Source organism: Dactylosporangium sp. NPDC005555, from assembly GCF_040605635.1.
GTDB lineage: Bacteria > Actinomycetota > Actinomycetes > Mycobacteriales > Micromonosporaceae > Dactylosporangium.
Map to the genome: position 1 here is coordinate 78,486 of NZ_JBEXDG010000003.1, position 21,812 is coordinate 100,297.

The following is a 21,812-nucleotide window of genomic DNA, read 5'->3' on the forward strand; positions in this document are numbered from 1 at the left end:
CCCTGCTCGCGGCCCGAGCCGCTCCGCTGGCCGCTCATCGCGAACCGCGCAGGGCCGCGTGCAGCTCCTGCAGCGGCCGGACGGTCATCTCGCCGCGCAGCAGCGCCTCGATGCCCATCACGGCGGCCGCCGCGCCCGGCAGCGTGGTGATGCACGGAATGTCGGCGACGACGGCGGCGCTGCGGATCTCGTAGCCGTCCTGCCGGCCGCTGGAGCCCTGCGGCGTGTTCATCACCAGGGCGACCTCGCCGCTCGCGATCATCGACACGGCGTTGCGGCCGCCGCCCTCCTCGAAGTGCTTCGGCACGATCTCGCAGGCGACGCCGTACCGGCGCAGCACCTCACCGGTGCCGGCGGTGGCGACGATCGAGAAGCCGAGGTCGGCGAGGCGCTTGATCGGGAACACGATGCCGCGCTTGTCCCGGTTGGCGACCGTCACCAGGACGGTGCCGGTGGTCGGCAGCGACCCGTACGCGGCGGCCTGGGACTTCGCGAAGGCGTGGCCGAAGGACGTGTCGATGCCCATGACCTCGCCGGTCGACTTCATCTCGGGGCCGAGCAGGTTGTCCACGCCCTTGCCCTCGATGGTGCGGAAGCGCTTGAAGGGCAGCACCGCCTCCTTGACCGCGATCGGCGCGTGCTCGGCGGGGGTACCGCCGTCGCCGGTCTCGGGCAGGAGGCCTTCGGCGCGCAGTTCGGCGATCGTGGCGCCGAGCGCGATGCGGGCCGCGGCCTTCGCCAGGGGCACCGCGGTCGCCTTCGACACGAACGGCACGGTGCGCGACGCGCGCGGGTTGGCCTCCAGGACGTACAGGACGTCGTCCTTCAGCGCGTACTGGACGTTGAGCAGGCCCTGGACGCCGATGCCGCGGGCGAGCGCGACGGTGTAGCGCCGCACCTCGTCGAGGTGGACCCCGGCGAGGGTGATCGGCGGCAGGACGCAGGACGAGTCGCCGGAGTGGATGCCGGCCTCCTCGATGTGCTCCATCACGCCGCCGATGTAGACCTCGCCGTCCTTGTCGCACAGCGCGTCGACGTCGATCTCGATGGCGTCGTCGAGGAAGCGGTCGACGAGCACGGGGTGCGCCGGGGAGATCTCGGTGGCCCGCCCGATGTAGCCGCGCAGGGTCTCCTCGTCGTAGACGATCTCCATGCCGCGGCCGCCCAGCACGTACGACGGGCGCACGAGCACCGGGTAGCCGATCTCGTCGGCGATGAGTTTCGCCTCGGCGAAGCTGGTCGCGGTCCCGTGCGCGGGCGCGGTCAGCCCCGCCCCGATGAGGAGCTTGCCGAACGCGCCGCGGTCCTCGGCCAGGTCGATCGCGCCGGGCGAGGTGCCGACGATCGGCACGCCCGCGTCGGCGAGCTGCTGGGCGAGGCCGAGCGGGGTCTGCCCGCCGAGCTGGACGACGACGCCGATGACGCCCGGGCCGCCGGCGGCCTTGCCGGACTCGTGCTCGGCGTGCACGACCTCCAGCACGTCCTCGAACGTGAGCGGCTCGAAGTACAGGCGGTCGGCGGTGTCGTAGTCGGTGGAGACCGTCTCCGGGTTGCAGTTGACCATGACGGTCTCGTAGCCCTTGGCCCGCAGCGCCATGACCGCGTGCACGCACGAGTAGTCGAACTCGATGCCCTGCCCGATGCGGTTCGGCCCGGAGCCGAGGATGAGGACCTTCGGCCGGTCCGACGGGACGACCTCGGTCTCCTCCTCGTAGGTGCTGTAGTGGTACGGGGTGCCCGCGGCGAACTCGGCGGCGCAGGTGTCGACGGTCTTGTACACCGGCCGCAGACCGAGGCGCTGGCGCAGGCTCCGCACCCCGTCCTCGCCGGCGAACTCGGGGCGCAGCGCGGCGATCTGCCGGTCGGACAGGCCGGCCCGTTTCGCGGTGCGCAGCAACGGCTCATCGAGGACGGCGGCGCTGAGGATCTCCGCGCGCAGGTCGACGAGCGCGGCGATCTGGTCGACGAACCACGGGTCGAAGCCGCTGGCCTCGCAGACCGCCTGGACGCTGTGGCCCTCGCGCAGCGCGCGTTCGGCGGTGTACAGACGGCCGTCGTGCGGCGTGCGCAGGGCTTCGAGCGCGTCGGTCCCCGGTGTGTCCGGTGTGGTCCAGAAGCCGGCGGCCTTGGTCTCCATCGACCGCATCGCCTTGCCCAGGGCCTCCTGGAAGGTGCGGCCCATCGACATGGCCTCGCCGACCGACTTCATGGTGGTCGTGAGCTCGGCGTCGGCCCCGGGGAACTTCTCGAACGCGAACCGCGGGATCTTCACGACCACGTAGTCCAGGGACGGCTCGAACGCCGCCGGGGTCTTGAGGGTGATGTCGTTGGGGATCTCGTCGAGGGTGTAGCCGATGGCGAGCTTCGCGGCGATCTTCGCGATCGGGAAGCCGGTCGCCTTGCTCGCCAGGGCGCTGGAGCGGGAGACGCGCGGGTTCATCTCGATGACGACCAGGCGGCCGGTCTGCGGGTGCACCGCGAACTGGATGTTGCAGCCGCCGGTGTCGACGCCGACCTCACGCAGCACGGCGATGCCGAGGTCGCGCAGCCGCTGGTACTCCACGTCGGTGAGCGTCATGGCGGGCGCGACGGTCACCGAGTCGCCGGTGTGCACGCCCATCGCGTCGACGTTCTCGATGGAGCACACGACGACGACGTTGTCGTGCTTGTCGCGCATCAGCTCGAGCTCGAACTCCTTCCAGCCGAGCACGCTCTCCTCGATGAGGACCTCGTGCACCGGGGAGGCGACCAGGCCGCCGCCGGCGAGGCGCTCCAGGTCGGCGTCGTTGTGCGCCATGCCGGAGCCGAGCCCGCCCATGGTGAACGACGGCCGGATGACGACCGGCAGGCCGAGGTCGGCGACGGTCGCGCGGACCTCGTCCATCGAGTGGCAGACCCGGCTGCGCGGGGTATCGCCGCCGGCCTTGGCGACGATGTCCTTGAACAGCTGCCGGTCCTCGCCGCGCCGGATGGCGTCGATGTTGGCGCCGATCAGCTCGACGCCGTACTTGTCCAGGACGCCGGCCTCGTGCAGCGCGACCGCGGTGTTGAGCGCGGTCTGCCCGCCGAGCGTGGCCAGGAGCGCGTCGGGGCGCTCCTTGGCGATGACCTGCTCGACGAACTCCGGGGTGATCGGCTCGACGTACGTGGCGTCGGCGAACTCCGGGTCGGTCATGATCGTGGCCGGGTTGGAGTTGACGAGGCTGACCCGCAACCCCTCCGCGCGCAGGACACGGCACGCCTGGGTGCCGGAGTAGTCGAACTCGCACGCCTGGCCGATGACGATCGGGCCGGAGCCGATGACGAGGACGTGCCGGAGATCGGTCCGCTTAGGCATTGGTTTTCATCAACTCCGCGAATCTGTCGAACAGGTAGTCCGCGTCGTGCGGCCCCGCTGCCGCCTCCGGGTGGTACTGGACGGTGAAGGCCGGCGTGTCCAGGCAGCGCAGGCCCTCCACGACGTTGTCGTTGAGGCAGACGTGGCTGACCTCGACCTCGCCGAACTCGGTGCTGGTGCGCCCGTCCAGGGGCGCGTCGACGGCGAAGCCGTGGTTGTGGCTGGTCACCTCGACCTTGCCGGTGGTCCGGTCGATGACGGGCTGGTTGATGCCCCGGTGGCCGTAGCCCAGCTTGTACGTGCCGAACCCGAGCGCGCGGCCCAGGATCTGGCTGCCGAAGCAGATGCCGAAGAGAGGGATTTTTGCCGACAGTACCGATTTGGCCAGTTCCACTGGACCGTCGGCGGTGGCCGGGTCGCCCGGGCCGGGCGAGAAGAACACCGCGTCGGCGTTCAGTGCCCGGATCTCGTCGAGGGTCGTCGCCGCCGGCAGCACGTGCGTGGTCACCCCACGGGCGGCCAGGCGGCGCGGGACGTTGCGCTTGATGCCCAGGTCGATCGCGGCGACGGTGAAGCGGTGCTCGCCCTCGGCCTCGACGGTGTAGCGCTGCGGGGTGCTCACCTCGGCGGACAGGTCGGCGCCGAGCATCTGCGGCTGCTGGCGGACCCGCTGCAGCAATCCGTCACGGTCGTCGTCGACGCTGGAGACGCCGACGCGCATCGCGCCGCGCTCGCGCAGGTGCCGGGTCAGCGCCCGGGTGTCGACGCCGCTGATACCCACGATGCCCTCGACGGCGAGGCGGTCCTGGAGGCTGCCGGAGGCGCGCCAGTTGGAGTAGGAGCGGGCCGGGTCACGCACGACGTAGCCGGCGACCCAGACGCGGTCGGACTCGTCGTCCTCGCCGTTGACGCCGGTGTTGCCGATCTGCGGCGCCGTCTGCACGACGACCTGCCGGTGGTACGACGGGTCGGTCAGGGTCTCCTGGTAGCCGGTCATGCCGGTGTTGAACACCGCCTCGCCGAAGGTCTCCCCGATGCTGCCGAAGGCCTCGCCGCGGAAGGTGCGGCCGTCCTCCAGTACCAACAATGCTGCTCTGCGCTTCACCGAGTCGCCTTTCCGTTCAACACCGTCGGCTCGCCGCGCAGGTAGGTCGCCTCGACGCGACCGCGCAGCTCCATCCCGGCGTAAGGGGTGTTGCGCGACCTGCTGGCCAGGGCGGTCGGGTCGACCGTCCACCGGACCGACGGGTCGAAGATCGTGATGTTGGCGACGCCGCCGACCTTCAGGGCGTGACCGTGGCCGCTGAGACCGGCGATCCTCGCGGGCGCGACGGACATCCAGTCCGTGATCCTGTCCCACTGCGGCCCCATCGTCTGTACGACGATCGCCAAGGCGGTCTCCAGGCCGAGCATCCCCGGCCTGGCGTACGCCCACTCGCACTCCTTGTCCTCGACGCTGTGCGGGGCGTGGTCGGTCGCGACGCAGTCGATCGTGCCGTCCTGCAGGCCCTTGCGCAGCGCGAGCACGTCGGCCTCGGTCCGCAGCGGGGGGTTCACCTTGTACACCGGGTCGTAGTCGACGGCGAGGTCCTCAGTGAGCAGCAGGTGGTGCGGCGTCACCTCGGCGGTCACCCGCCAGCCCTTCGACTTCGCCCAGCGGATCAGCTCGACGCTGCCGGCGGTCGACACGTGGCAGATGTGCAGGCGCGCGCCGACGTGCCCGGCCAGCAGCACGTCCCGGGCGATGATCGCCTCCTCGGCGACGGCGGGCCAGCCGGTCATCCCGAGGCGGGCGGCGACCTCGCCCTCGTTCATCTGCGCGCCGGTGGTCAGCCGGGGCTCCTCGGCGTGCTGGGCGATCACCCCGTCGAACGCCTTGACGTACTCCAGGGCGCGGCGCATGAGGCGCGGGTCGTGCACGCAGTGGCCGTCGTCGGAGAACACCCGGACGCGGGCGGCGGAGTCGGCCATCGCGCCGAGCTCGGCGAGCTGCTCGCCGCCGAGGCCGACGGTGACGGCGCCGATCGGCTGCACGTCGACCAGGCCGGCCTCGCGGCCGAGGCGCCACACCTGCTCGACGACGCCGGCGGTGTCGGCGACCGGGCTCGTGTTCGCCATGGCGCAGACCGCCGTGTATCCACCGAGGGCGGCGGCGCGGGATCCGGACTCGACGGTCTCGGCGTCCTCGCGGCCCGGCTCGCGCAGGTGGGTGTGCAGGTCCACGAGGCCGGGCAGCGCGATCTTCGGACCCTTCTTGTCCGGATCTATCGCGACAATGACCCCGTCCTCGACGGTGATCTCTCCCAGGTGCGTGATCACGCTTTGCCTCCGAGCAGCAGGTAGAGGACGGCCATCCGCACGGAGACCCCGTTGGCGACCTGTTCGACGATCGTGGAGCGCGGCGAGTCGGCGACCTCCGGCGCGATCTCCATCCCCCGGTTCATCGGCCCGGGGTGCATGACGATCGCGTGCTCGGGCAGCCGCCGCATGCGCGGCACGTCGAAGCCGTAGCGCCGCGCGTACTCCCGCTCCGAGGGGAAGTACGCCTGGTTCATTCTTTCCCGCTGGACGCGCAACATCATGACGACGTCGGAATCCGGCACGACGGCGTCGAGGTCGTAGGACGTCTCGGCGGGCCACGCGCCGACCCCGACGGGCAGCAGTGTCGGCGGCGCGACGAGCGTCACCTTCGCGCCGAGGGTGTGCAGCAGCTGGACGTTGGACCTGGCCACCCGCGAGTGCAGGACGTCGCCGACGATGGTCACGTTGAGCCCTGCCAGCCGCTTGAGACGGCTGCGCATCGTGTACGCGTCGAGCAGCGCCTGCGTCGGGTGCTCGTGCGTGCCGTCGCCGGCGTTCACGACGCTGCCCTCGACCCAGTTGGCGAGCCGGTGCGGCGCGCCGCTGGCCGGGTGCCGGATCACGACCGCGTCGGCGCCCATCGCCTGCAGGGTGAGGGCGGTGTCCTTGAGACTTTCACCCTTCGAGACGCTGGAGCCCTTGGCGGAGAAGTTGATGACGTCGGCCGACAGCCGCTTCGCGGCCGCCTCGAACGAGATCCGCGTCCTGGTCGAGTCCTCGTAGAACAGGTTCACCACCGTGCGCCCGCGCAACGCGGGGAGCTTCTTCACCTCGCGCCCCGCGATGCTCGCCATCTCCGCCGCGGTGTCCAGCACCAGCGTGGCGGTGGCGGCGTCCAGGTCGGCGGCGCTCAGGAGATGCTTCATCATGCCTGGCCCCCCTTGCTCCTGATCACCACGGCGTCGGTGCCGTCGTGCTCGGTGATCGACACCCGGACGCTCTCGTCGATCGAGGTCGGGATGTTCTTGCCGACGTAGTCGGCCCGGATCGGCAGCTCGCGATGGCCCCGGTCGACGAGCACCGCCAGCTGGACCGTCCGCGGCCGGCCGAGGTCCTTCAGCGCGTCCAGCGCCGCGCGGACCGTTCGGCCGGAGAAGAGGACGTCGTCGACGAGGATCACCCGCCGCCCGTCCACACCGCCCGGCGGGACCTCCGTGTGACCCAGCGCACGGGTCGCCTGCAGGCGGAGGTCGTCCCGATAGAGGGTGATGTCCAACACACCCACGGGGATCTCCGCACCCTCGAACGTGGCGATCCTGGCGGCCAGCCGGCGAGCGAGCGGAACACCCCGGGTAGGTATGCCCAGCAGCACCGTTTCGGTGGCTCCGGACGTCTTTTCCAGAATCTGATGGGCAATCCGGTCAACCACACGGGCGACATCTGCCGCCGTTAGGATGGTTTTGCCCAGCTCAGCGCCTGTTGTCGGGGTCGACAAACCAGACCTCCTTCCCCGCCTCACCGGACGGGTCGTTAAAGGACGTCGAACGGCAACCACCCTAACAACCGCCCTGACCTGGGCAACGGATGGGTCTCGACCACTTGACCCCGCGTCTTCCGCCAGTTACGGTCACGCTCCGTAGCGATCGCTGGGGAAACCCCTCAGGCCAGTGACTGGGAGTGTCCGTATGCCGTCTGAGTACGCCAAGTCTCTTGGTGCTCGCCTGCGCTCCATTCGACAGCAGCAGGGGCTGTCTCTGCAGGGTGTCGAGGAGAAGTCGGCAGGGCGCTGGAAAGCCGTCGTCGTCGGTTCGTACGAGCGGGGCGACCGGGCCGTCACCGTGTCCCGCCTGGCCGAGCTGGCCGAGTTCTACCGTGTGCCCGTCGCCGAACTGCTGCCCGAGGGCAGTGGTGTGCGTCACGAGCCCACCAACAAGATCGTCCTGGACCTGGAGCGTCTCTACGACGCCGGCGCCGAGGACCTCGCCTATGTGGCCCGCTACGCACGGGCCATCCAGCAGCAGCGCGGCGACTACAACGGTCGTGTGCTGTCGATCCGCGCGGACGACCTCCGCGCCTTGGCGATCGTCTACGACGCGTCGCCGTCGGGCCTGGTCGAGCGGCTCAACGAGCACGGCGTGCTCGTCACCGATCCGCGCAGCCTGTTCCAGTCCTGATCGTCCCAAAGGGGGCCGCTGACGCGGCCCCCTTTTCCGGACTTCAAGTTGACCTTGGAGACTTTGTCTTACCCGGGTGAGACAAAGTCTCCAAGGTCAACTCGGGCTCCACCCGGCCGCGCGCAGAGCGGCCCGCAACTGCCGGACGACCGTGTCGGGGTCGCGCCGGATCTGCCAGGCGGTGAAGCGCAGCAGCCGGTCGCCGGAGATCGCGATCTCGTTGTGCTGGGTCATGTCGGCCGACCAGGCCCGCACCTCCATGTGCTGGGCACCGTCGATCTCGACGTGCACGCCCCACTCCTGGAACAGCGCGTCGCGGTACCGCTTCCGCCCGCGGCTGTCGTTGCGCACCACCTGACGGCTCGGGTCGGGCAGGCCGTTGCGCCGGCAGAGCTGCAGGAACTGCACCTCGGAGATCGAATGCGATCCGCCTCGCGCATCGTCGACGGTCTGCCGGATCAGCGCCTCGCGGCGCACCCCCCGCAACCGGCCGAGGACAGCGAGGACCTCGCCGCTCAGGACCAGCCGCTGCTGGAACGCGGCCGCGATGACAGCGGTCGCCTCCGCGTCGTCCCGGGCCCACTGCGCGGCGTCCACCAGTGACCGAGCCGCCACCGTCGCCGGCGGCAGCCCCGCGGTGAGCACGTCACCGGTCGGCAGATACGCCGTCCGGCGGATCACGGTGTCCGGTGGGACCAACGTCACTCGCCGTTTCGCGGTGATCAGAATCTCGGTGTAGGGCTTGCGGTATCCCTTGAGGCCCAGGATCTCCAGCGCGCTGAACGCGGCGAGCGGCCCACGGGTGGCCAGCACGCCGATCCACCGCTGCTGCGGGATGCCGATCGGTCCGGTGTGCGCCACGAAGATCGACCGGACCGGTTGCTGCCACCGACCTGCGGCCACCCGGTAATAGAGGGCGTTGCGGGTCAGGTGGCGCAGGGCCTGGCGGCGGGAGATGACATGGTGCTGGCGGAACAGCAGGTGGTCGAGCGGATCCGCGTCGTCTGGAGGCGGATCACGCTCGACCGAGGTCCAGCTCACAGCCGCACGGTCTACGTGGCGTAGTCGGCGATCCGGCCGAGGATGCCGTTGAGGAAGCGCGGGGAGTCGTCGGTCGACAGGGTCTCCGCCAGCTCGACGGCTTCCGTGATGGCGACCGGGTTGTCGATCTCGTCGTTGTACAGCAGCTCGTACACCGCGATGCGCGCGAGATTCCGGTCGACCACCGGCATCCGCTCCAGGGTCCAGCCCTCGGCGTAGCTGGACAGCAGCTCGTCGATGCGGACGGCGTGGCTCTCCACGCCCTCGACCAGCTGGACGGTGTAGGGCAGGTAGCCGGGCTTCGGCTCCTCGAGATTGGCCACGTAGGACGTCAGGACCGCCCCGCGCGGCTCACCGCGCAGGTCGGCCTGGTAGAGCACGTCGAGGGCGCGCTTGCGGGCCTTGCGCCGCGCGGTCATCTGCGCGGTGACGTCGCCCCCGAGGAAGGAGCCCCCAGTGAAGGACACGGTCAGGACCGGCCGAGGTAACGGCTGTCGCGGGTGTCGACCTTGATCTTCTCGCCGGTCGTGATGAACAGCGGCACGTTGACCGTGGCGCCCGTCTCGACCGTGGCCGGCTTGGTGCCGCCGGTGGAGCGGTCGCCCTGCAGGCCGGGCTCGGTGTAGGTGACCTCCAGGACCACCGACGTCGGCAGCTCGACGTACAGCGGCACGCCCTCGTGCGTCGCGACCGTCACCTCGGCCTCGGGAAGCAGGAACTTCGTGCCCTCGCCGACCGTGCCGGACGGGACGGAGATCTGCTCATACGACTGGAGATCCATGAACACGTAGTCTTCGCCGTCGATGTACAGATACTGCATCGTGCGCTTGTCGACGGTGGCGGTCTCGACCTTCGTGCCGGCGTTGAACGTGCGGTCGACCACCTTGCCGGACAGGACGTTCTTGAGGGTGGTCCGCACGAACGCGCCGCCCTTGCCCGGCTTCACGTGCTGGAACTCAACAACGGCCCACAGATCGCCGTCGAGGTTGAGCACCAGGCCGTTCTTCAGGTCGTTCGTGGTTGCCATGTGGATAGACGTCACTTTCGTCAGTTGGTCCGGGCGGCATGATGCCGGCGGAAAGGCCCGAAGCAGTGTACCGGTCGAGCCGATCCCCGTTCATGTCGCCTTAGCCACGGAGACATGAAACTCAGCCAGTGTGCCGGGGTGAGAGTCAACCGTACCCTGGGTTTCGCGGGTTCCGTCGCCATCGCGGTGGGTGGCGTCGCGGCGGGCGCGCTGCCGCGCGACGACCTGTTCGAGCACTGGCCCGTGGTCCGGGAGCTGCGCGCCTTCCCCCTGGCAGGGGTCGCCTGCACCTACTTCGGCCTGGCCCTGCTGTGCGGCGCGTGGCTGCGCATGCGCTCCACGCTGGACGGGCAGCGCCCCGCCGACCTGATCAGGACCATGCTGTGGTGGGCCGCGCCGCTCGCCGTGACCGCCCCGATGTTCAGCCGCGACGTGTACAGCTATCTCGCCCAGGGCGCCATGGTGCAGCGTGGCCTCGACGCGTACCGCTGGGGCCCGTCCTCCCTCGGCGGCCCTCTCGCCCTGGACGTGCCACCCATCTGGCAGGACACGCCGGCGCCCTACGGACCCGTGTTCCTGCGCTGCGCGTCGGCGATCGTCGCGGTGACCGGGGAGCACACCGTCGCCGGCGTCTGGGCGATGCGGCTCGTCGCGCTGATCGGCGTCGCCCTGGTCGCCGTGTGCCTGCCCGGCCTCGCCGCCCGCTTCGGCGTCGCGCCGCAGCGCGCCCTGTGGTTCGGTGCGCTCAACCCGCTGCTCCTGCTGCACCTGGTCGCCGGCGCCCACAACGACGCCCTCATGGTCGGCCTGGTCGCCGCCGGCCTGCTCGCCGCCGTCCGCGACCGCCCGCTCCTGGGCGCCGCCCTCATCGTCGCCGCCGCGCTCGTGAAGGCCCCCGCGATCCTGGCCCTCGTCACCGTCGTCATGCTGTCCCGCGGCCGCTCCGCCGCCCTGATCCGGGCCACGGCCGGCGCGGCCCTCGCCTTCATCGTGCTGCAGGCGGCCTCCGGGCTCGGCCTCGGCTGGATCGCCGCCCTGCGCACCCCCACCACCGTCCGCAACGGCCTGTCGCTGAGCACCGACATCGGCATGCTCCTCGCGGAAGCCGGTCATCCCGGCGCGATGGCGATCATCCGGGTCGTCGCGGCCGCCGCCGGCTGCGTCCTGGCCGGCTGGGCGCTGCTGCGCGCCCCGAACCCTGTGGCCGGCCTGGGCCTCGCTCTCGCCGCGATCGTGCTCTGCGGGCCGGTCGTGCATCCGTGGTATCTGCTCTGGCCGATCGTCCCGCTCGCCGCCGGCCTGCGCCACCCCCCGCAGGCCGCGGTCCGCCTGTCGGTGGGCATCGCGATGTTCCTGCTGCCGTTCGGCGCCCCCGGCTACCCCGAGGCCGTCGTCGCCGCCGCCTTCGGCACCGTCGCGGGCGTCCTCTACCTGCGCCTGCGGCCTCCGTCCACCGCCCTCCACCCCAGCCCGGTCCCAGCCGCCACCGCCTGAGGAGTCCCCACCGCCCCGATACGCACCCGCTCAGGCGGCCCGCCCCGGACAGGGCTCCCCCGCCAACCGGCGGCGGGGCCCACCCGGACCATGCGCTGAGGGTCAGGTGACAACCGCGCCGCCGGCGGCGAGCGAGGGAAGGCCGAAGCAGGTCGGCGCGGTCGGGCACGGATCAGGGGTCAGGAGGCGACCGCTCCGTAGGCGGTGAACAGCAGGTCGTCGGGTGGGCCGGCCAGGGTGCCCGGGGTGGCGAGGCCGTCCAGGACGACGAAGCGCAGCGTCGCGCCGCGGGCCTTCTTGTCGACGCGCATGGCGGCGTGCAGGTCGGGCCAGGCGGCTGCGTCATACGTGACGGGGAGGCCCAGCAGGGTCAGCACGCTGAGGTGCCGGGCGGCGACGTCGGCGGGCAGGCGGCCGGTGAGCCTGCCCAGCTCGGCGGCGTAGACGAGGCCGACGGAGACCGCGTGGCCGTGTTTCCAGCGGTACTGCTCGCGGCGCTCGATGGCGTGGCCGAGGGTGTGGCCGTAGTTGAGGATCTCGCGGAGGCCGGACTCGCGCAGGTCGGCGGAGACGACGCGGGCCTTGACGGCGACGGCCCGCTCGACCAGGGAGGAGAGCACCGGGCCGTGCGGGTCGAGGGCGAGCGCCGGGTCGGCCTCGATGAGGTCGAGGATGGTGGGGTCGGCGATGAAGCCGCACTTGACCACCTCGGCCATGCCGGCGCGCAGGTCGTCGACGGGCAGGGTGTCAAGCGTCGACAGGTCGCAGACGACGCCCACCGGTGGGTAGAAGGCGCCGACGAGGTTCTTGCCGGCGGCGGTGTTGATGCCGGTCTTGCCGCCGACGGCGGCGTCGACCATGCCGAGGAGGCTGGTCGGGACCTGGACGAGCCGGACGCCGCGCAACCAGCTCGCGGCGACGAACCCGGCGAGGTCGGTGACGGCGCCGCCGCCCACGCCGACGACGGCGTCGCTGCGGGTGAAGGCGGCCTCGCCGAGGGCGTCCCAGCAGCCGGCGGCGACGGCGATGTCCTTGCCGGCCTCGGCGTCGGGGACCTCCAGGGGCAGGACCCCGTGGCCGGCGGCGCGGAGCGCGGCCATGACCTGCTCGGCGTGCCCGCGGACGGGGCCGGCGAAGATGACCGCGACCTGCGCGGCCCCGCTGACGAGGGCGGGCACCTGGTCGAACAGGCCCCGGCCGATCAGCACCGAATAGCCGGAGACGTCGACGACGGCGGTCACAGCTTGCCCGCCAGCTCTTCGGCGATGTCCTCGGGCGTGCGGGCGTCGGTGGCGACGGTGACCGTGGCGACCTGCTCATACAGCGGCCGGCGCTGGTCGAGGAGATACTTCAGGGTGGCCCGCGGGTTGAGGGCGAGCAGCGGCCGCCCGCTGCCGAGCCCGACCCGGGACACGGCCCCGGACAGCTCGACGGTCAGGTAGACCACGGTGTGCCCGGCCAGCAGGTCACGGGTCTCGGCGGCGAGGATCGCGCCGCCGCCCAGGGCGAGGACGCCGTCGAACGAGGACAGCGCCGAGGCGACCGCGGAACGCTCCAGCGCCCGGAAGTGGTCCTCACCCTCATCGATGAAGATCTCCGGGATCGGCTTGCCGGCGGTGGCCTCGATGTCGGCGTCGACGTCCCGGAACGGCACGCCCAGGGCCGAGGCGAGCAACGTGCCGACGGTCGTCTTCCCCGCTCCCGGAGGCCCTACCAGAACAGCGCGAGGACTCACCGGACCACCAGATGGTCGAGGTAGGAGGCGACGTTGCGCTGGATCTCCGCCACCGAGTCGCCGCCGAACTTCTCCAGGGCCGCCTCGGCCAGGACCAGCGCGACCATCGACTCGGCGACGACGGCGGCGGCGGGGACCGCGCACACGTCGGAGCGCTGGTTGATCGCGGTCGTGGCCTCGCCGGTGGTGATGTCGATGGTCTGCAGCGCCCGGTTGAGCGAGGAGATCGGCTTCATCGCGGCGCGGACCCGCAGCGGCTCGCCGGTGGTGATGCCGCCTTCGAGGCCGCCGGCCCGGTCGGTGACCCGGCGGACGCCCTCGGCGGTGGGAATGATCTCGTCGTGCGCCTGCGAGCCGCGGGAGCGGGCCTGCGTGAACGCGTCGCCGATCTCCACACCCTTGATCGCCTGGATCGACATGAGGGCGGTGGCGAGGCGCGCGTCGAGCTTGCGGTCCCACTGGACGTGGCTGCCGAGGCCCGGCGGCACGCCGTAGGCGAGGACCTCGACGATGCCGCCGAGGGTGTCGGCGTCCTTCTTCGCGGCGTCGACCTCCTCGACCATGCGGGCGCTCGCGTCGGGGTCGAGGCAGCGCAGCGGGTCGGCGTCGAGGCGGTCGAAGTCCTCGGGGCGCGGCAGCAGGCCGGGCTTCGCGGCGACGGAGCCGAGCTCGATGACGTGGGAGACGATCTCGACGCCGAGGGCCTGGCGCAGCAGGTGCTTGGCGACGGTGCCGACGGCGACCCGGGCGGCGGTCTCCCGCGCGCTGGCCCGCTCCAGGATCGGCCTGGCGTCGGTGTGCCCGTATTTCTGCATGCCGGCGAGGTCTGCGTGGCCGGGCCGGGGCCGGGTCAGCGGCGCGTTGCGGGCCTGCGCGGCGAGCAGCTCGGGATCGACCGGGTCGGCCGCCATGACGGTCTCCCACTTCGGCCATTCGCTGTTGCCGACGCGGATCGCGACGGGGCTGCCCAGCGTGAGCCCGTGCCGGAGGCCGCCGATGAACTCGACCACGTCCTGCTCGAACGCCATCCTCGCGCCGCGGCCATAGCCGAGACGTCGACGGGACAACTCTGCCGCCACGGACGCGCTCGTCACTTCGATGCCGGCGGGAACACCCTCCAGAATCGCGACGAGTGCCGGGCCATGCGACTCACCTGCGGTCAACCAGCGCAACACGTCGGCAAGTCTGTCACGGGGATACGACAAGTCCCACAGTGAGGTACGGACCGCCCGTCAGACGGGACGCAGCGCCGCCCGCATCGCGGCCACCGGCGCCGCGGTGCTGGTGAAGAGCTCGAACTGGTCGACCGCCTGCCACAGCAGCAGATCGAGCCCGGACACGATCGCGCACCCCGCATCCGAGGCCGCGGCGGCCAGGGGTGTCGGCCACGGCTCGTAGATCGCGTCGAACACGACGGGCCGCCCGGACCAGTCGGCGAGGGCCAGACTGTCCGCGGCACCCTTCGGCACCGTGGAGATCACCACCGGAAACGCGGTGCACGACGGCAGCGCGTCCCACACGGCGTGTTCGAGCGAGACGTCCAGCGCCGAAGCCACCGGCAGCAGTTCCTCGTATGCGGAAAGACGTCGCGTGTACAGCGTGACGTCGGCGGACAAGGATGCCGCTGCGGCGATGGCGGCCCGCGCGGTCCCGCCGCCGCCGAGCACGGCCAGCCGCGGCGTCCGGGCGACCCCGGCCTCCAGCAGCGCCCGCACCATCCCCGGCGCGTCGGTGTTGTAGGCATGCCACCCATACGCCCGGCGCACGAGCGTGTTGGCCGCGCCGATCGCCGCCGCGAACGGGTCGACCATCGCGGCGACGTCCAGCGCGACCTCTTTGAGCGGCATGGTCAGCGACAGCCCGGCCCAGTCGGGCCCGAGCCCGGCGACGAACGCGGCGAGGTCGTCCGTGCCGCATTCGATCGCCGTGTACGTCCAGTCGCGCAGCCCGGCGGCGGCATAGCCGGCGTTGTGGATCGCCGGTGAGCGCGAGTGGCTCACCGGCCGGCCGAGGACCGCCGCCCGCACCTACTTGACGCCGTTCTTCTGGGCCTGCGCCCACAGCTTCTCGAACTCCGGGAACGTCTTCGCGTAGGCGGTGTTGCCGGCCGTGTCGATGGCGAGGAAGAAGTAGTAGTCGTGCTTCGGCGGGTTGATCGCCGCCTTCAGCGCGCTGGTGCCGGGCATGCTGATCGGCCCGATCGGCATGCCGGGGACGTCGTGGGCGTTGTACGGGTTCTTCTTGTTGTGCAGCTCGGAGTTGAGCAGCTCGGTCGAGGGCTTGGCGCCCTTGCCGGTGATCCGCAGGTAGTAGTTGACGGTGCTGTCGACCTGCAGGCAGTTGCACGGGAACTTGCCGGAGTAGACCCGGTTGTAGAGGACCCGGACGATGCCTTCCTGGTCCTTGTCGAGGCCCTCGACCTGGGCGATCGACGCGGCGATCAGCGCCTCGTACGGCGAGATGCGCAGCGAGCTCTGCACGCCGTCGATGAAGCCGAGCGAGTCGATCTCCTGGTTGAACCGGTTGATGATGATCTTCAGTACGGTGGTCGCGTCCTTGACGTTGGGCGGGAAGTCGTAGGTCGCCGGGAAGAGGAAGCCCTCGATGCTCTTGGCGACCTCCTTCTTGTCCTGGCGGGTGAACCACACGTCGGACAGGCCGAGCGCCTTGGTGTCCTGCGACGCCTTCTCGAACTCCTCATACGGGATCTTGGTGACCTCGGAGAGCTTCTTGAAGGTGTCCTGATAGGTGAGGCCCTCCGGGAGCGTCACCTTGTTGACCAGGCGGCTCTTCGGGTCGAGCATCAGCGACAGGGCGTCGGCGGCGCGCATCTGCTTGCGCAGCTTGTAGAAGCCCGGCTGCAGCTTCTTGCTGCGCTCGTCCTTCTTCGCGGCCTCGACGAACGCCTTCGCGCTCTTCACGACATCCTTTTCCACCAGCGTGGCGGCGATGTCGGCGGCATACTGGTCCTGGAGGACCTCGACCGTCACCTCACCGGTGCCACCGCCGTTGTAGTCCGCAGCGGTGAACATGTCCTTGACCCGGTCCACGCCGATATAGGCCCCGAATGCGAGGCCCCCGAAGACCAGCAGACTGATGAAGAGCGCGAGGAAGGTCTTCCCGCCACGCCCCTTCCGCCTGCCACGGGGACTGGACGCGGCGCGGCGCCGATGTCTGCTGGGCCGCTCCTCGTCGTCCCAGCCCAGGTCAAGCTCGCCCATCTGTCCTTCGCCTCCTGGCACTCAGCCGCGAACGGCCCGTCGCGCGTCGAGCCATCGTTGCAGGATCTCCACCGCGGCCACCTGGTCGATGACCGCGCGTTGCCGCCTGCCCCGGACGCCGCGCTCCGACAGCCTACGTGTTGCCGCCGCCGTGGACATCCTCTCGTCCGTCAGCAGGACCGGCACAGGGTCCGCCAGCACGGCCAGACGGTCGGCATATTGCCTGATGAGGACCGCGGCGGGCCCTTCCTTGCCGGCCAGGTTGATTGGCAGGCCGACAATGATCTCCACCGCTTCGTGCTCCGCGACCAGTCGCAAGATTTCGGACATGTCCGAAGAGACCTTGTCACTCTCGGTGACCTGATCGCGCGGGAGGGTGGCAACGGGCGTGGCGAGGATCCCGTCGGGATCGCACATCGAGACCCCGACGCGGACGCTGCCGACGTCGACCCCGATCCGCCGGCCCCGTGTCCACGGCTGAGTCGTCACGGGTAGCACCCTATGCGCACCGCGCGGCCCGCGAACGCTCGCGGGTAGGTGAATTGACGAATTCACCTACCCGCATACGAACGAACATCTACAGGGCGCGCTCGACCGCCGCGAGCAACACCGGCGCCTGATCGGCCGGCACGCCGCCGCCCTGCGCGAGGTCGGCGTTGCCGCCGCCGCGGCCGGACAGGGCGCCCTTGACCAGGTCACCGGCGGACAGGCCGCGGCCCTTCGCGGCCGCGTTGAGCCCGACGACGAGCGACGCCTTGCCGCCGGCGCGGGCGGTGACGGCGACGACCGCCGGCCGGTCCCCCGGGATCCGGCCGCGGATCTCCTGCACCAGGGTGCGGACCTCGTTGGCCGAGGTGCCTTCGGGTGCTTCGGTACCGACGTACGCGACGCCGTTGATGTCCCTGGCCGCGTCGGCGAGCCCGCCGGCACCGGCGAGGACCAGCTGGGTGCGCAGCTTCTCCAGCTCCCGCTCGGCGTCGCGCAGCTGCGCGACCGTCTGCTCGACCCGGTCGGCGACCTGGTCGCCGGGGACCCGGAACAGCTCGGCGAGGCGGGACACGAGGACGTGCTCGCGCGCCAGGTGACCGAACGCGTCGAGACCGACGAGCGCCTCGACGCGTCGTACCCCCGAGCCGATCGACGACTCGGAGAGGATCTTGACCAGGCCGAGCTGGCTGGAGCGCTCGACGTGGGTGCCGCCGCACAGCTCGCGCGCGTAGTCGCCGACCTCGACGACGCGGACCTCGTCGCCGTACTTCTCGCCGAACAGCGCCATGGCGCCGAGCTTGCGCGCCTCCTCCTGCGACGTGATGAACGCGTGCACGAGGAGGTCCCGCAGCAGCACCTCGTTGACCTGCTGCTCGACGTCGTGCAGGACGCTCTGCGGCACGGCGCCGGGGGTGTTGAAGTCGAAGCGGAGCCGGCCGGGCGCGTTGAGCGAGCCCGCCTGGGTCGCCGACTCGCCGAGGAAGTTGCGCATCGTCTGGTGGATCAGGTGGGTCGCGGTGTGCGCCCTCGACACGGCCCGCCTGCGCCCGGCGTCGATCTCGGCGAACGCGGACTCGCCGGCCCGGATCTCGCCCTCCAGGACCTTGACCCGGTGCACGATCAGGCCGGGCAACGGCGTCTGCACGTCGAGGACCTCGGCCTTGCCGCTGCCGGTGGTGATGACGCCCAGGTCGGGCATCTGACCGCCGCCCTCGGCGTAGAACGGGGTCGCGTCCAGGACCAGGGAGATCTCCTCGCCCTGGGTCGCGGCGGCGGCGCCGAGCAGCGACCGCACCGACGACTCCCGGGCGACCTCGCGGTATCCGGTGAACTCGACCGGCCCGCCCCGCTCCAGGGCCTCGCGGAACTGCGACAGGTCGGCGTGGCCGGTCTTGCGGGCCTTCGCGTCGGCCTTGGCGCGGGTGCGCTGCTCGGCCATGAGGCGGCGGAAGCCGTCCTCGTCGACCGTCAGGCCCTGCTCGGCCGCGATCTCCAGGGTCAGGTCGATCGGGAAGCCGTACGTGTCGTGCAGCTGGAACGCCTTGTCGCCGGGGAGCACGGACTTCGACGCCGCTTTCGTGTCGCTCATCGCGACATCGAGGATCGTGGTGCCGGCCCGCAGCGTCTGCAGGAAGGCCTCCTCCTCGCCGTAGGCGTAGGAGGAGATGCGGTCGAAGTCGGCGGCGACCTCCGGATACGACGGCGCCATGCAGTCCCGGGCGATCGGCAGCAGGATCGGCAGCGCCGGCCCCTCGTGCCAGCCGAGGAGGCGGATCGAGCGGATCGCGCGGCGCAGGATGCGGCGCAGCACATAGCCGCGGCCCTCGTTCGACGGCGTCACACCGTCGGAGATCACCATGAGCGCGGTGCGGACGTGGTCGGCGATGACGCGCAGCCGCACGTCGTCGGGGTGCGACTCGGACGCGACCTGCGAGGTGACCTGGCCGTAGCGCTTGCCGGTCATCTCGGCGGCCTTGGCCAGGATCGGGTTGACCTCGTCGATCTCGTACAGGTTGTCCACACCCTGCAGGATCGAGGCGATGCGCTCCAGGCCCATGCCCGTGTCGATGTTCTTGGCCGGCAGCTCACCGACGATGTCGAAGTCCTCCTTCGACCGCACGTTGGTGATCTCGTACTGCATGAAGACGAGGTTCCAGTACTCCATGTAGCGGTCCTCGTCGACCTCCGGCCCGCCCTCCTTGCCGTAGGAGGGGCCGCGGTCGTAGTACAGCTCGGAGCACGGACCGGCCGGCCCGGGGATGCCCATGGACCAGAAGTTGTCCTTCTTGCCGCGGCGCACGATCCGCTCGGCGGGCAGCCCGGTCTTCTTCCACAGCTCGATCGCCTCGTCGTCGTCGAGGTAGACCGTCGCCCAGATCCGCTCCGGGTCCAGCCCGAAGCCGCCCTTGTCGACCGGGTTGGTCGACAGGTCCCAGGCGAGCTTGATCGCGCCTTCCTTGAAGTAGTCGCCGAAGCTGAAGTTGCCGTTCATCTGGAAGAACGTGCCGTGCCTGCTGGTTTTGCCGACCTCGTCGATGTCCGGCGTGCGGATGCACTTCTGCACGCTCGCCGCCCGCGGGTACGGCGGGGTGCGCTGCCCGAGGAAGAACGGCACGAACTGGACCATGCCGGCGTTGATGAACAGCAGGTTCGGGTCGGCGATCGCCGGCAGCGGCGCGCTGGGCACGACCGTGTGCCCCGCCCCCTCGAAATGGGCGAGGAAACGACGCTTGATCTCCGCGGTCTTCATCGGTGCTGCCGGCCTTCCGGGTAAAGGTCTTCGTCCAGGGTCGAACCATCGGTGAACGCGGCGTGGATCTCGGCCTCACGCTCCGCCATGCCGTCGCGCACGTCGTCGACGAACCCCCGGACCGTCCCGGCGAGACCGGCGGCCGAGTCCCGCGCCTGCGCGGCGATGCCCTGCGGGGTGAAGGCCTGCGCTTTCTTCGCCACCGCGCGGACCACGAGCGCACCGATGGCGAGTCCGATCCCGAGCCACAGCAACCGCCGCATGGCTCAACCTCTCTCTGTTTGCGTTTGTCAGGTGGTGTACGGGCAGCGAACGGCCGGTCAGGCCCGCTTGCGCCGGGACTGCTTGATCTGTTCGCGGACCTCGGCCTCGTCGGCGGCGGCACGGCGGTTCGCGGCGGCCTTGCGGACCCCGTAACCGAACGCGGCGACCTTCACGAGCGGGTTCGCGGCGGCGGCGCTGACCACAGTGGACAGGTTCGCCACGTTGGCGCTCACGTGCGACACGTTCTCGGTGATCGTGTCGATGCGGGCGAGCTGCATGTTGACCCCGTCGAGCGTGGTGTGCACCTGGTTGAGGGCCACGTTGACGTTGTCGATCGTGGAGTTGACCCGCTCCAGCATCGGGGTCGTCTGGTCAGCGACGTCGCGCAGCGCGCCCGTCGCGGCGTCGATCGTGTGCCGGACCCTCAGGATCGGCACCGCGAGCACGAGCACGAGCACGAAAAAACCACCCGACGCCACCAGCGCCGCGATACCGCCCAGGGACACGGACACGCCCGCTTCCTCCTTCACCCGCGTGGATGCGCTCATCCAACGGAGGAACCCTACCCTCCGTGATGTAGGCGCGCTTCTCGACCGGCCGTCAACCGCCGCTCTGCTCCCCGCCCGGCGGTGCTCCGCCGACCGGTATCAGCGTCAACCGCCGCTCTGCTCCCCGCCCGGGCGGTTCTCTGCCAACCGGTATCAGCGTCAACCGCCGCTCTGCTCCCCGCCCGGGCCGTAGCTGATCCGGTTGAACACTTTGATCGTGGCCACCGCGAGCGGGCAGATCGCGGTGGGCGCCGGGCCCGGGCTCTCGATCTCCGACGGTTGTGGACCCGGGTCCGCGGACGGGGACTGACTGGCCGGTGCCTTCGCCGTCGGTTTGCCGGGCTGGGACGGGTTCACCGTCGGCCTGGCGTTCTTGACGTCGCAGACGGCCGCTCGTACCCACAGATCCAGGACATACTCGTCGCGCTGCCAGCACGTTTCGATGCCGTCGACGCCTTCGGCCTGGCAGTCGGGGATGTCCCACTCGACCCAGCCGGCGTCCTTGAGCTTGCCGACGAACGCCCGGTTGGTCTCCTCCGGCCCGCGCGCGGACTCCCACGTGCGCTGCCGGGACCTGCACTCCTTGATGCACCACCGGCTGCCGAGGGCGCCGTCGGTCGGGTTGCGGGCCGCCCACTCGGGCAGGTTGAGGTTGTCGAGCTCCACGAACACCGGGTCCCTGGTGAACTCGCGGATCACGAAGAACGCGGCGGGCGCGCTGACCACCGCGAGCACCACGAAGATGATCGTCGCGAGTCGCAGCTGCCGGACCCGCTTGGCCTGCGCGAGCTGGAGCAGCCCGAACGGCGCGACCTGCGTCGTGGACTCCCAGTCGAACGCCCCCGGCGTGGTGGCGGTGCCGCGGTACGTGGTCGCGGGGTTGGGGTCGAACCGCGCGAGGTCGACGAACGGCTTGGGCGGCGCTTCCCCGGGCTGACGGGCCACGCCGTACGGCGACGGCCGCCCGCCGGGCCCTTGCGGCCCACGCTGCTGCGGCCCGCCGCGCTGCAAGCCCTGAGGTCCGGGGCCGCGGCCGTGCGGGTCGCCGCTCTGGGGACCGCGGCCGTGCGGGTCGCCCTGCGGACCGGGGGTGCGTCCGTGGGGATCGCCGCTCTGGGGGGCGGGGATGCCGCCGGTCTGGGGGCCGCCGCCGGGGCCGCCCCGTCCGGCCTGCGGTCCCGTGCCCTGGGTGCCGGTGGGGTGGGAGCCCGCGTTGTGCGCCGCGGCGGGCTGTGATCCGGCGCCACGCGGGCCCGCGGAGCCGTGTCCGCCCCGGCCCTGCGCGGCGGCGGGACCCGGTTCGGCGGCGAAGCGGCCGGTGAGCTCGGCGCCGGACCCGGCACGGCGCTGGGCCGGTGGGGTGGCGCCGGCGGCGAACCTGCCCGGGGGCTCCCCCGCGGCCGCCTCGAAGGACCGGCGGCCACCGCTCTGC

Annotated in this window: 20 protein-coding genes; 2 read left to right on the forward strand and 18 right to left on the reverse strand. The window is 71.1% G+C overall.

All coding sequences use genetic code 11. The features are described 5' to 3' along the window. Positions 1-34 precede the first annotated feature (34 nt). The 5 genes from carB to pyrR are packed head-to-tail and all read right to left on the reverse strand — an operon-like array spanning position 35 to position 7,133. Complete coding sequence (carB, locus tag ABZS58_RS04675; RefSeq protein ID WP_354777583.1) at positions 35-3,337, reverse strand: carbamoyl-phosphate synthase large subunit; 3,303 nt, start codon at positions 3,335-3,337, stop codon at positions 35-37. Further along, on the reverse strand, positions 3,330-4,442 hold the full coding sequence (gene carA, locus ABZS58_RS04680; RefSeq protein WP_354777585.1) for a glutamine-hydrolyzing carbamoyl-phosphate synthase small subunit: 1,113 nt from the start codon (positions 4,440-4,442) through the stop codon (positions 3,330-3,332). The genes carB and carA overlap by 8 nt, the downstream gene beginning before the upstream one ends. After that, positions 4,439-5,656: a dihydroorotase gene (locus ABZS58_RS04685; RefSeq protein ID WP_354777587.1), complete on the reverse strand. Its 1,218-nt coding sequence runs from the start codon at positions 5,654-5,656 to the stop codon at positions 4,439-4,441. Before ABZS58_RS04685 ends, carA begins: the two co-directional genes overlap by 4 nt. Next, positions 5,653-6,567, reverse strand: a complete 915-nt coding sequence (locus ABZS58_RS04690; RefSeq protein ID WP_354777589.1) for an aspartate carbamoyltransferase catalytic subunit — start codon at positions 6,565-6,567, stop codon at positions 5,653-5,655. Before ABZS58_RS04690 ends, ABZS58_RS04685 begins: the two co-directional genes overlap by 4 nt. Continuing rightward, positions 6,564-7,133: a bifunctional pyr operon transcriptional regulator/uracil phosphoribosyltransferase PyrR gene (gene pyrR / locus ABZS58_RS04695; RefSeq protein ID WP_354777591.1), complete on the reverse strand. Its 570-nt coding sequence runs from the start codon at positions 7,131-7,133 to the stop codon at positions 6,564-6,566. Before pyrR ends, ABZS58_RS04690 begins: the two co-directional genes overlap by 4 nt. A 190-nt stretch (positions 7,134-7,323) precedes the next feature. Here pyrR and ABZS58_RS04700 point away from each other — a divergent pair, with 190 nt between their 5' ends. Beyond that, positions 7,324-7,812 (forward strand): transcriptional regulator, encoded by a 489-nt coding sequence (locus tag ABZS58_RS04700; protein WP_033356835.1) that lies wholly within the window; start codon positions 7,324-7,326, stop codon positions 7,810-7,812. Between the two features lie 96 nt (positions 7,813-7,908). Here the strand turns inward: ABZS58_RS04700 and ABZS58_RS04705 are convergent, their stop codons facing one another. From ABZS58_RS04705 to efp, 3 genes are read right to left on the reverse strand one after another with little or no spacing between them, the layout of a single operon-like run. Continuing rightward, the gene (locus tag ABZS58_RS04705; protein WP_354777593.1) at positions 7,909-8,853 is read right to left on the reverse strand and encodes a DUF559 domain-containing protein; all 945 of its coding nucleotides are present in this window, start codon (positions 8,851-8,853) and stop codon (positions 7,909-7,911) included. Between the two features lie 11 nt (positions 8,854-8,864). Beyond that, positions 8,865-9,272 carry a transcription antitermination factor NusB gene (gene nusB, locus ABZS58_RS04710; protein WP_354778034.1) on the reverse strand — a complete coding sequence of 136 codons (408 nt, stop codon included), beginning with the start codon at positions 9,270-9,272 and terminating at the stop codon, positions 8,865-8,867. A gap of 50 nt (positions 9,273-9,322) precedes the next feature. Continuing rightward, entirely contained in the window at positions 9,323-9,880 is a 558-nt protein-coding gene (efp, locus tag ABZS58_RS04715) for an elongation factor P (protein WP_354777595.1), read from the reverse strand. A 114-nt stretch (positions 9,881-9,994) separates the two neighbouring features. Here efp and mptB point away from each other — a divergent pair, with 114 nt between their 5' ends. After that, positions 9,995-11,374, forward strand: a complete 1,380-nt coding sequence (gene mptB, locus ABZS58_RS04720; RefSeq protein ID WP_354777597.1) for a polyprenol phosphomannose-dependent alpha 1,6 mannosyltransferase MptB — start codon at positions 9,995-9,997, stop codon at positions 11,372-11,374. 179 nt (positions 11,375-11,553) lie between these two features. On the opposite strand, the gene aroB is transcribed toward mptB, so the two are convergent. The 10 genes from aroB to ABZS58_RS04770 all read right to left on the reverse strand — a co-directional run. After that, complete coding sequence (gene aroB / locus ABZS58_RS04725) at positions 11,554-12,615, reverse strand: 3-dehydroquinate synthase (RefSeq protein WP_354777599.1); 1,062 nt, start codon at positions 12,613-12,615, stop codon at positions 11,554-11,556. After that, complete coding sequence (locus ABZS58_RS04730; protein WP_354777601.1) at positions 12,612-13,109, reverse strand: shikimate kinase; 498 nt, start codon at positions 13,107-13,109, stop codon at positions 12,612-12,614. The genes aroB and ABZS58_RS04730 overlap by 4 nt, the downstream gene beginning before the upstream one ends. After that, the gene (gene aroC, locus ABZS58_RS04735) at positions 13,106-14,284 is read right to left on the reverse strand and encodes a chorismate synthase (protein WP_354777603.1); all 1,179 of its coding nucleotides are present in this window, start codon (positions 14,282-14,284) and stop codon (positions 13,106-13,108) included. The genes ABZS58_RS04730 and aroC overlap by 4 nt, the downstream gene beginning before the upstream one ends. Positions 14,285-14,341: 57 nt before the next feature. Next, positions 14,342-15,136, reverse strand: coding sequence for a shikimate dehydrogenase (locus tag ABZS58_RS04740; RefSeq protein WP_354777605.1), 795 nt, complete (start codon positions 15,134-15,136; stop codon positions 14,342-14,344). Further along, the gene (mltG, locus tag ABZS58_RS04745) at positions 15,137-16,330 is read right to left on the reverse strand and encodes an endolytic transglycosylase MltG (protein WP_354777607.1); all 1,194 of its coding nucleotides are present in this window, start codon (positions 16,328-16,330) and stop codon (positions 15,137-15,139) included. A gap of 21 nt (positions 16,331-16,351) precedes the next feature. Beyond that, positions 16,352-16,819 carry a Holliday junction resolvase RuvX gene (gene ruvX / locus ABZS58_RS04750; RefSeq protein ID WP_354777608.1) on the reverse strand — a complete coding sequence of 156 codons (468 nt, stop codon included), beginning with the start codon at positions 16,817-16,819 and terminating at the stop codon, positions 16,352-16,354. An 88-nt stretch (positions 16,820-16,907) separates the two neighbouring features. Beyond that, positions 16,908-19,568, reverse strand: a complete 2,661-nt coding sequence (gene alaS, locus ABZS58_RS04755) for an alanine--tRNA ligase (protein ID WP_354777610.1) — start codon at positions 19,566-19,568, stop codon at positions 16,908-16,910. Further along, entirely contained in the window at positions 19,565-19,831 is a 267-nt protein-coding gene (locus tag ABZS58_RS04760) for a hypothetical protein (protein ID WP_354777612.1), read from the reverse strand. The genes alaS and ABZS58_RS04760 overlap by 4 nt, the downstream gene beginning before the upstream one ends. Before the next feature lie 57 nt (positions 19,832-19,888). Then, on the reverse strand, positions 19,889-20,338 hold the full coding sequence (locus ABZS58_RS04765; protein WP_354778036.1) for a DUF948 domain-containing protein: 450 nt from the start codon (positions 20,336-20,338) through the stop codon (positions 19,889-19,891). 201 nt (positions 20,339-20,539) lie between these two features. Next, on the reverse strand, positions 20,540-21,812 hold a 1,273-nt coding region (locus ABZS58_RS04770; protein ID WP_354777614.1), incomplete at its 5' end, for a hypothetical protein.

What these genes read in the sequence shown, in the direction of transcription:
- mptB (WP_354777597.1), top strand. Translation starts at nt 9,995, where the DNA reads ATGAAACTCAGCCAGTGTGCCGGGGTGAGAGTCAACCGTACCCTGGGT.
- efp (WP_354777595.1), bottom strand. Translation starts at nt 9,880, where the DNA reads ATGGCAACCACGAACGACCTGAAGAACGGCCTGGTGCTCAACCTCGAC.
- ABZS58_RS04700 (WP_033356835.1), top strand. Translation starts at nt 7,324, where the DNA reads ATGCCGTCTGAGTACGCCAAGTCTCTTGGTGCTCGCCTGCGCTCCATT.
- ABZS58_RS04760 (WP_354777612.1), bottom strand. Translation starts at nt 19,831, where the DNA reads ATGCGGCGGTTGCTGTGGCTCGGGATCGGACTCGCCATCGGTGCGCTC.
- nusB (WP_354778034.1), bottom strand. Translation starts at nt 9,272, where the DNA reads ATGACCGCGCGGCGCAAGGCCCGCAAGCGCGCCCTCGACGTGCTCTAC.
- mltG (WP_354777607.1), bottom strand. Translation starts at nt 16,330, where the DNA reads ATGGGCGAGCTTGACCTGGGCTGGGACGACGAGGAGCGGCCCAGCAGA.
- alaS (WP_354777610.1), bottom strand. Translation starts at nt 19,568, where the DNA reads ATGAAGACCGCGGAGATCAAGCGTCGTTTCCTCGCCCATTTCGAGGGG.
- ABZS58_RS04690 (WP_354777589.1), bottom strand. Translation starts at nt 6,567, where the DNA reads ATGATGAAGCATCTCCTGAGCGCCGCCGACCTGGACGCCGCCACCGCC.
- carB (WP_354777583.1), bottom strand. Translation starts at nt 3,337, where the DNA reads ATGCCTAAGCGGACCGATCTCCGGCACGTCCTCGTCATCGGCTCCGGC.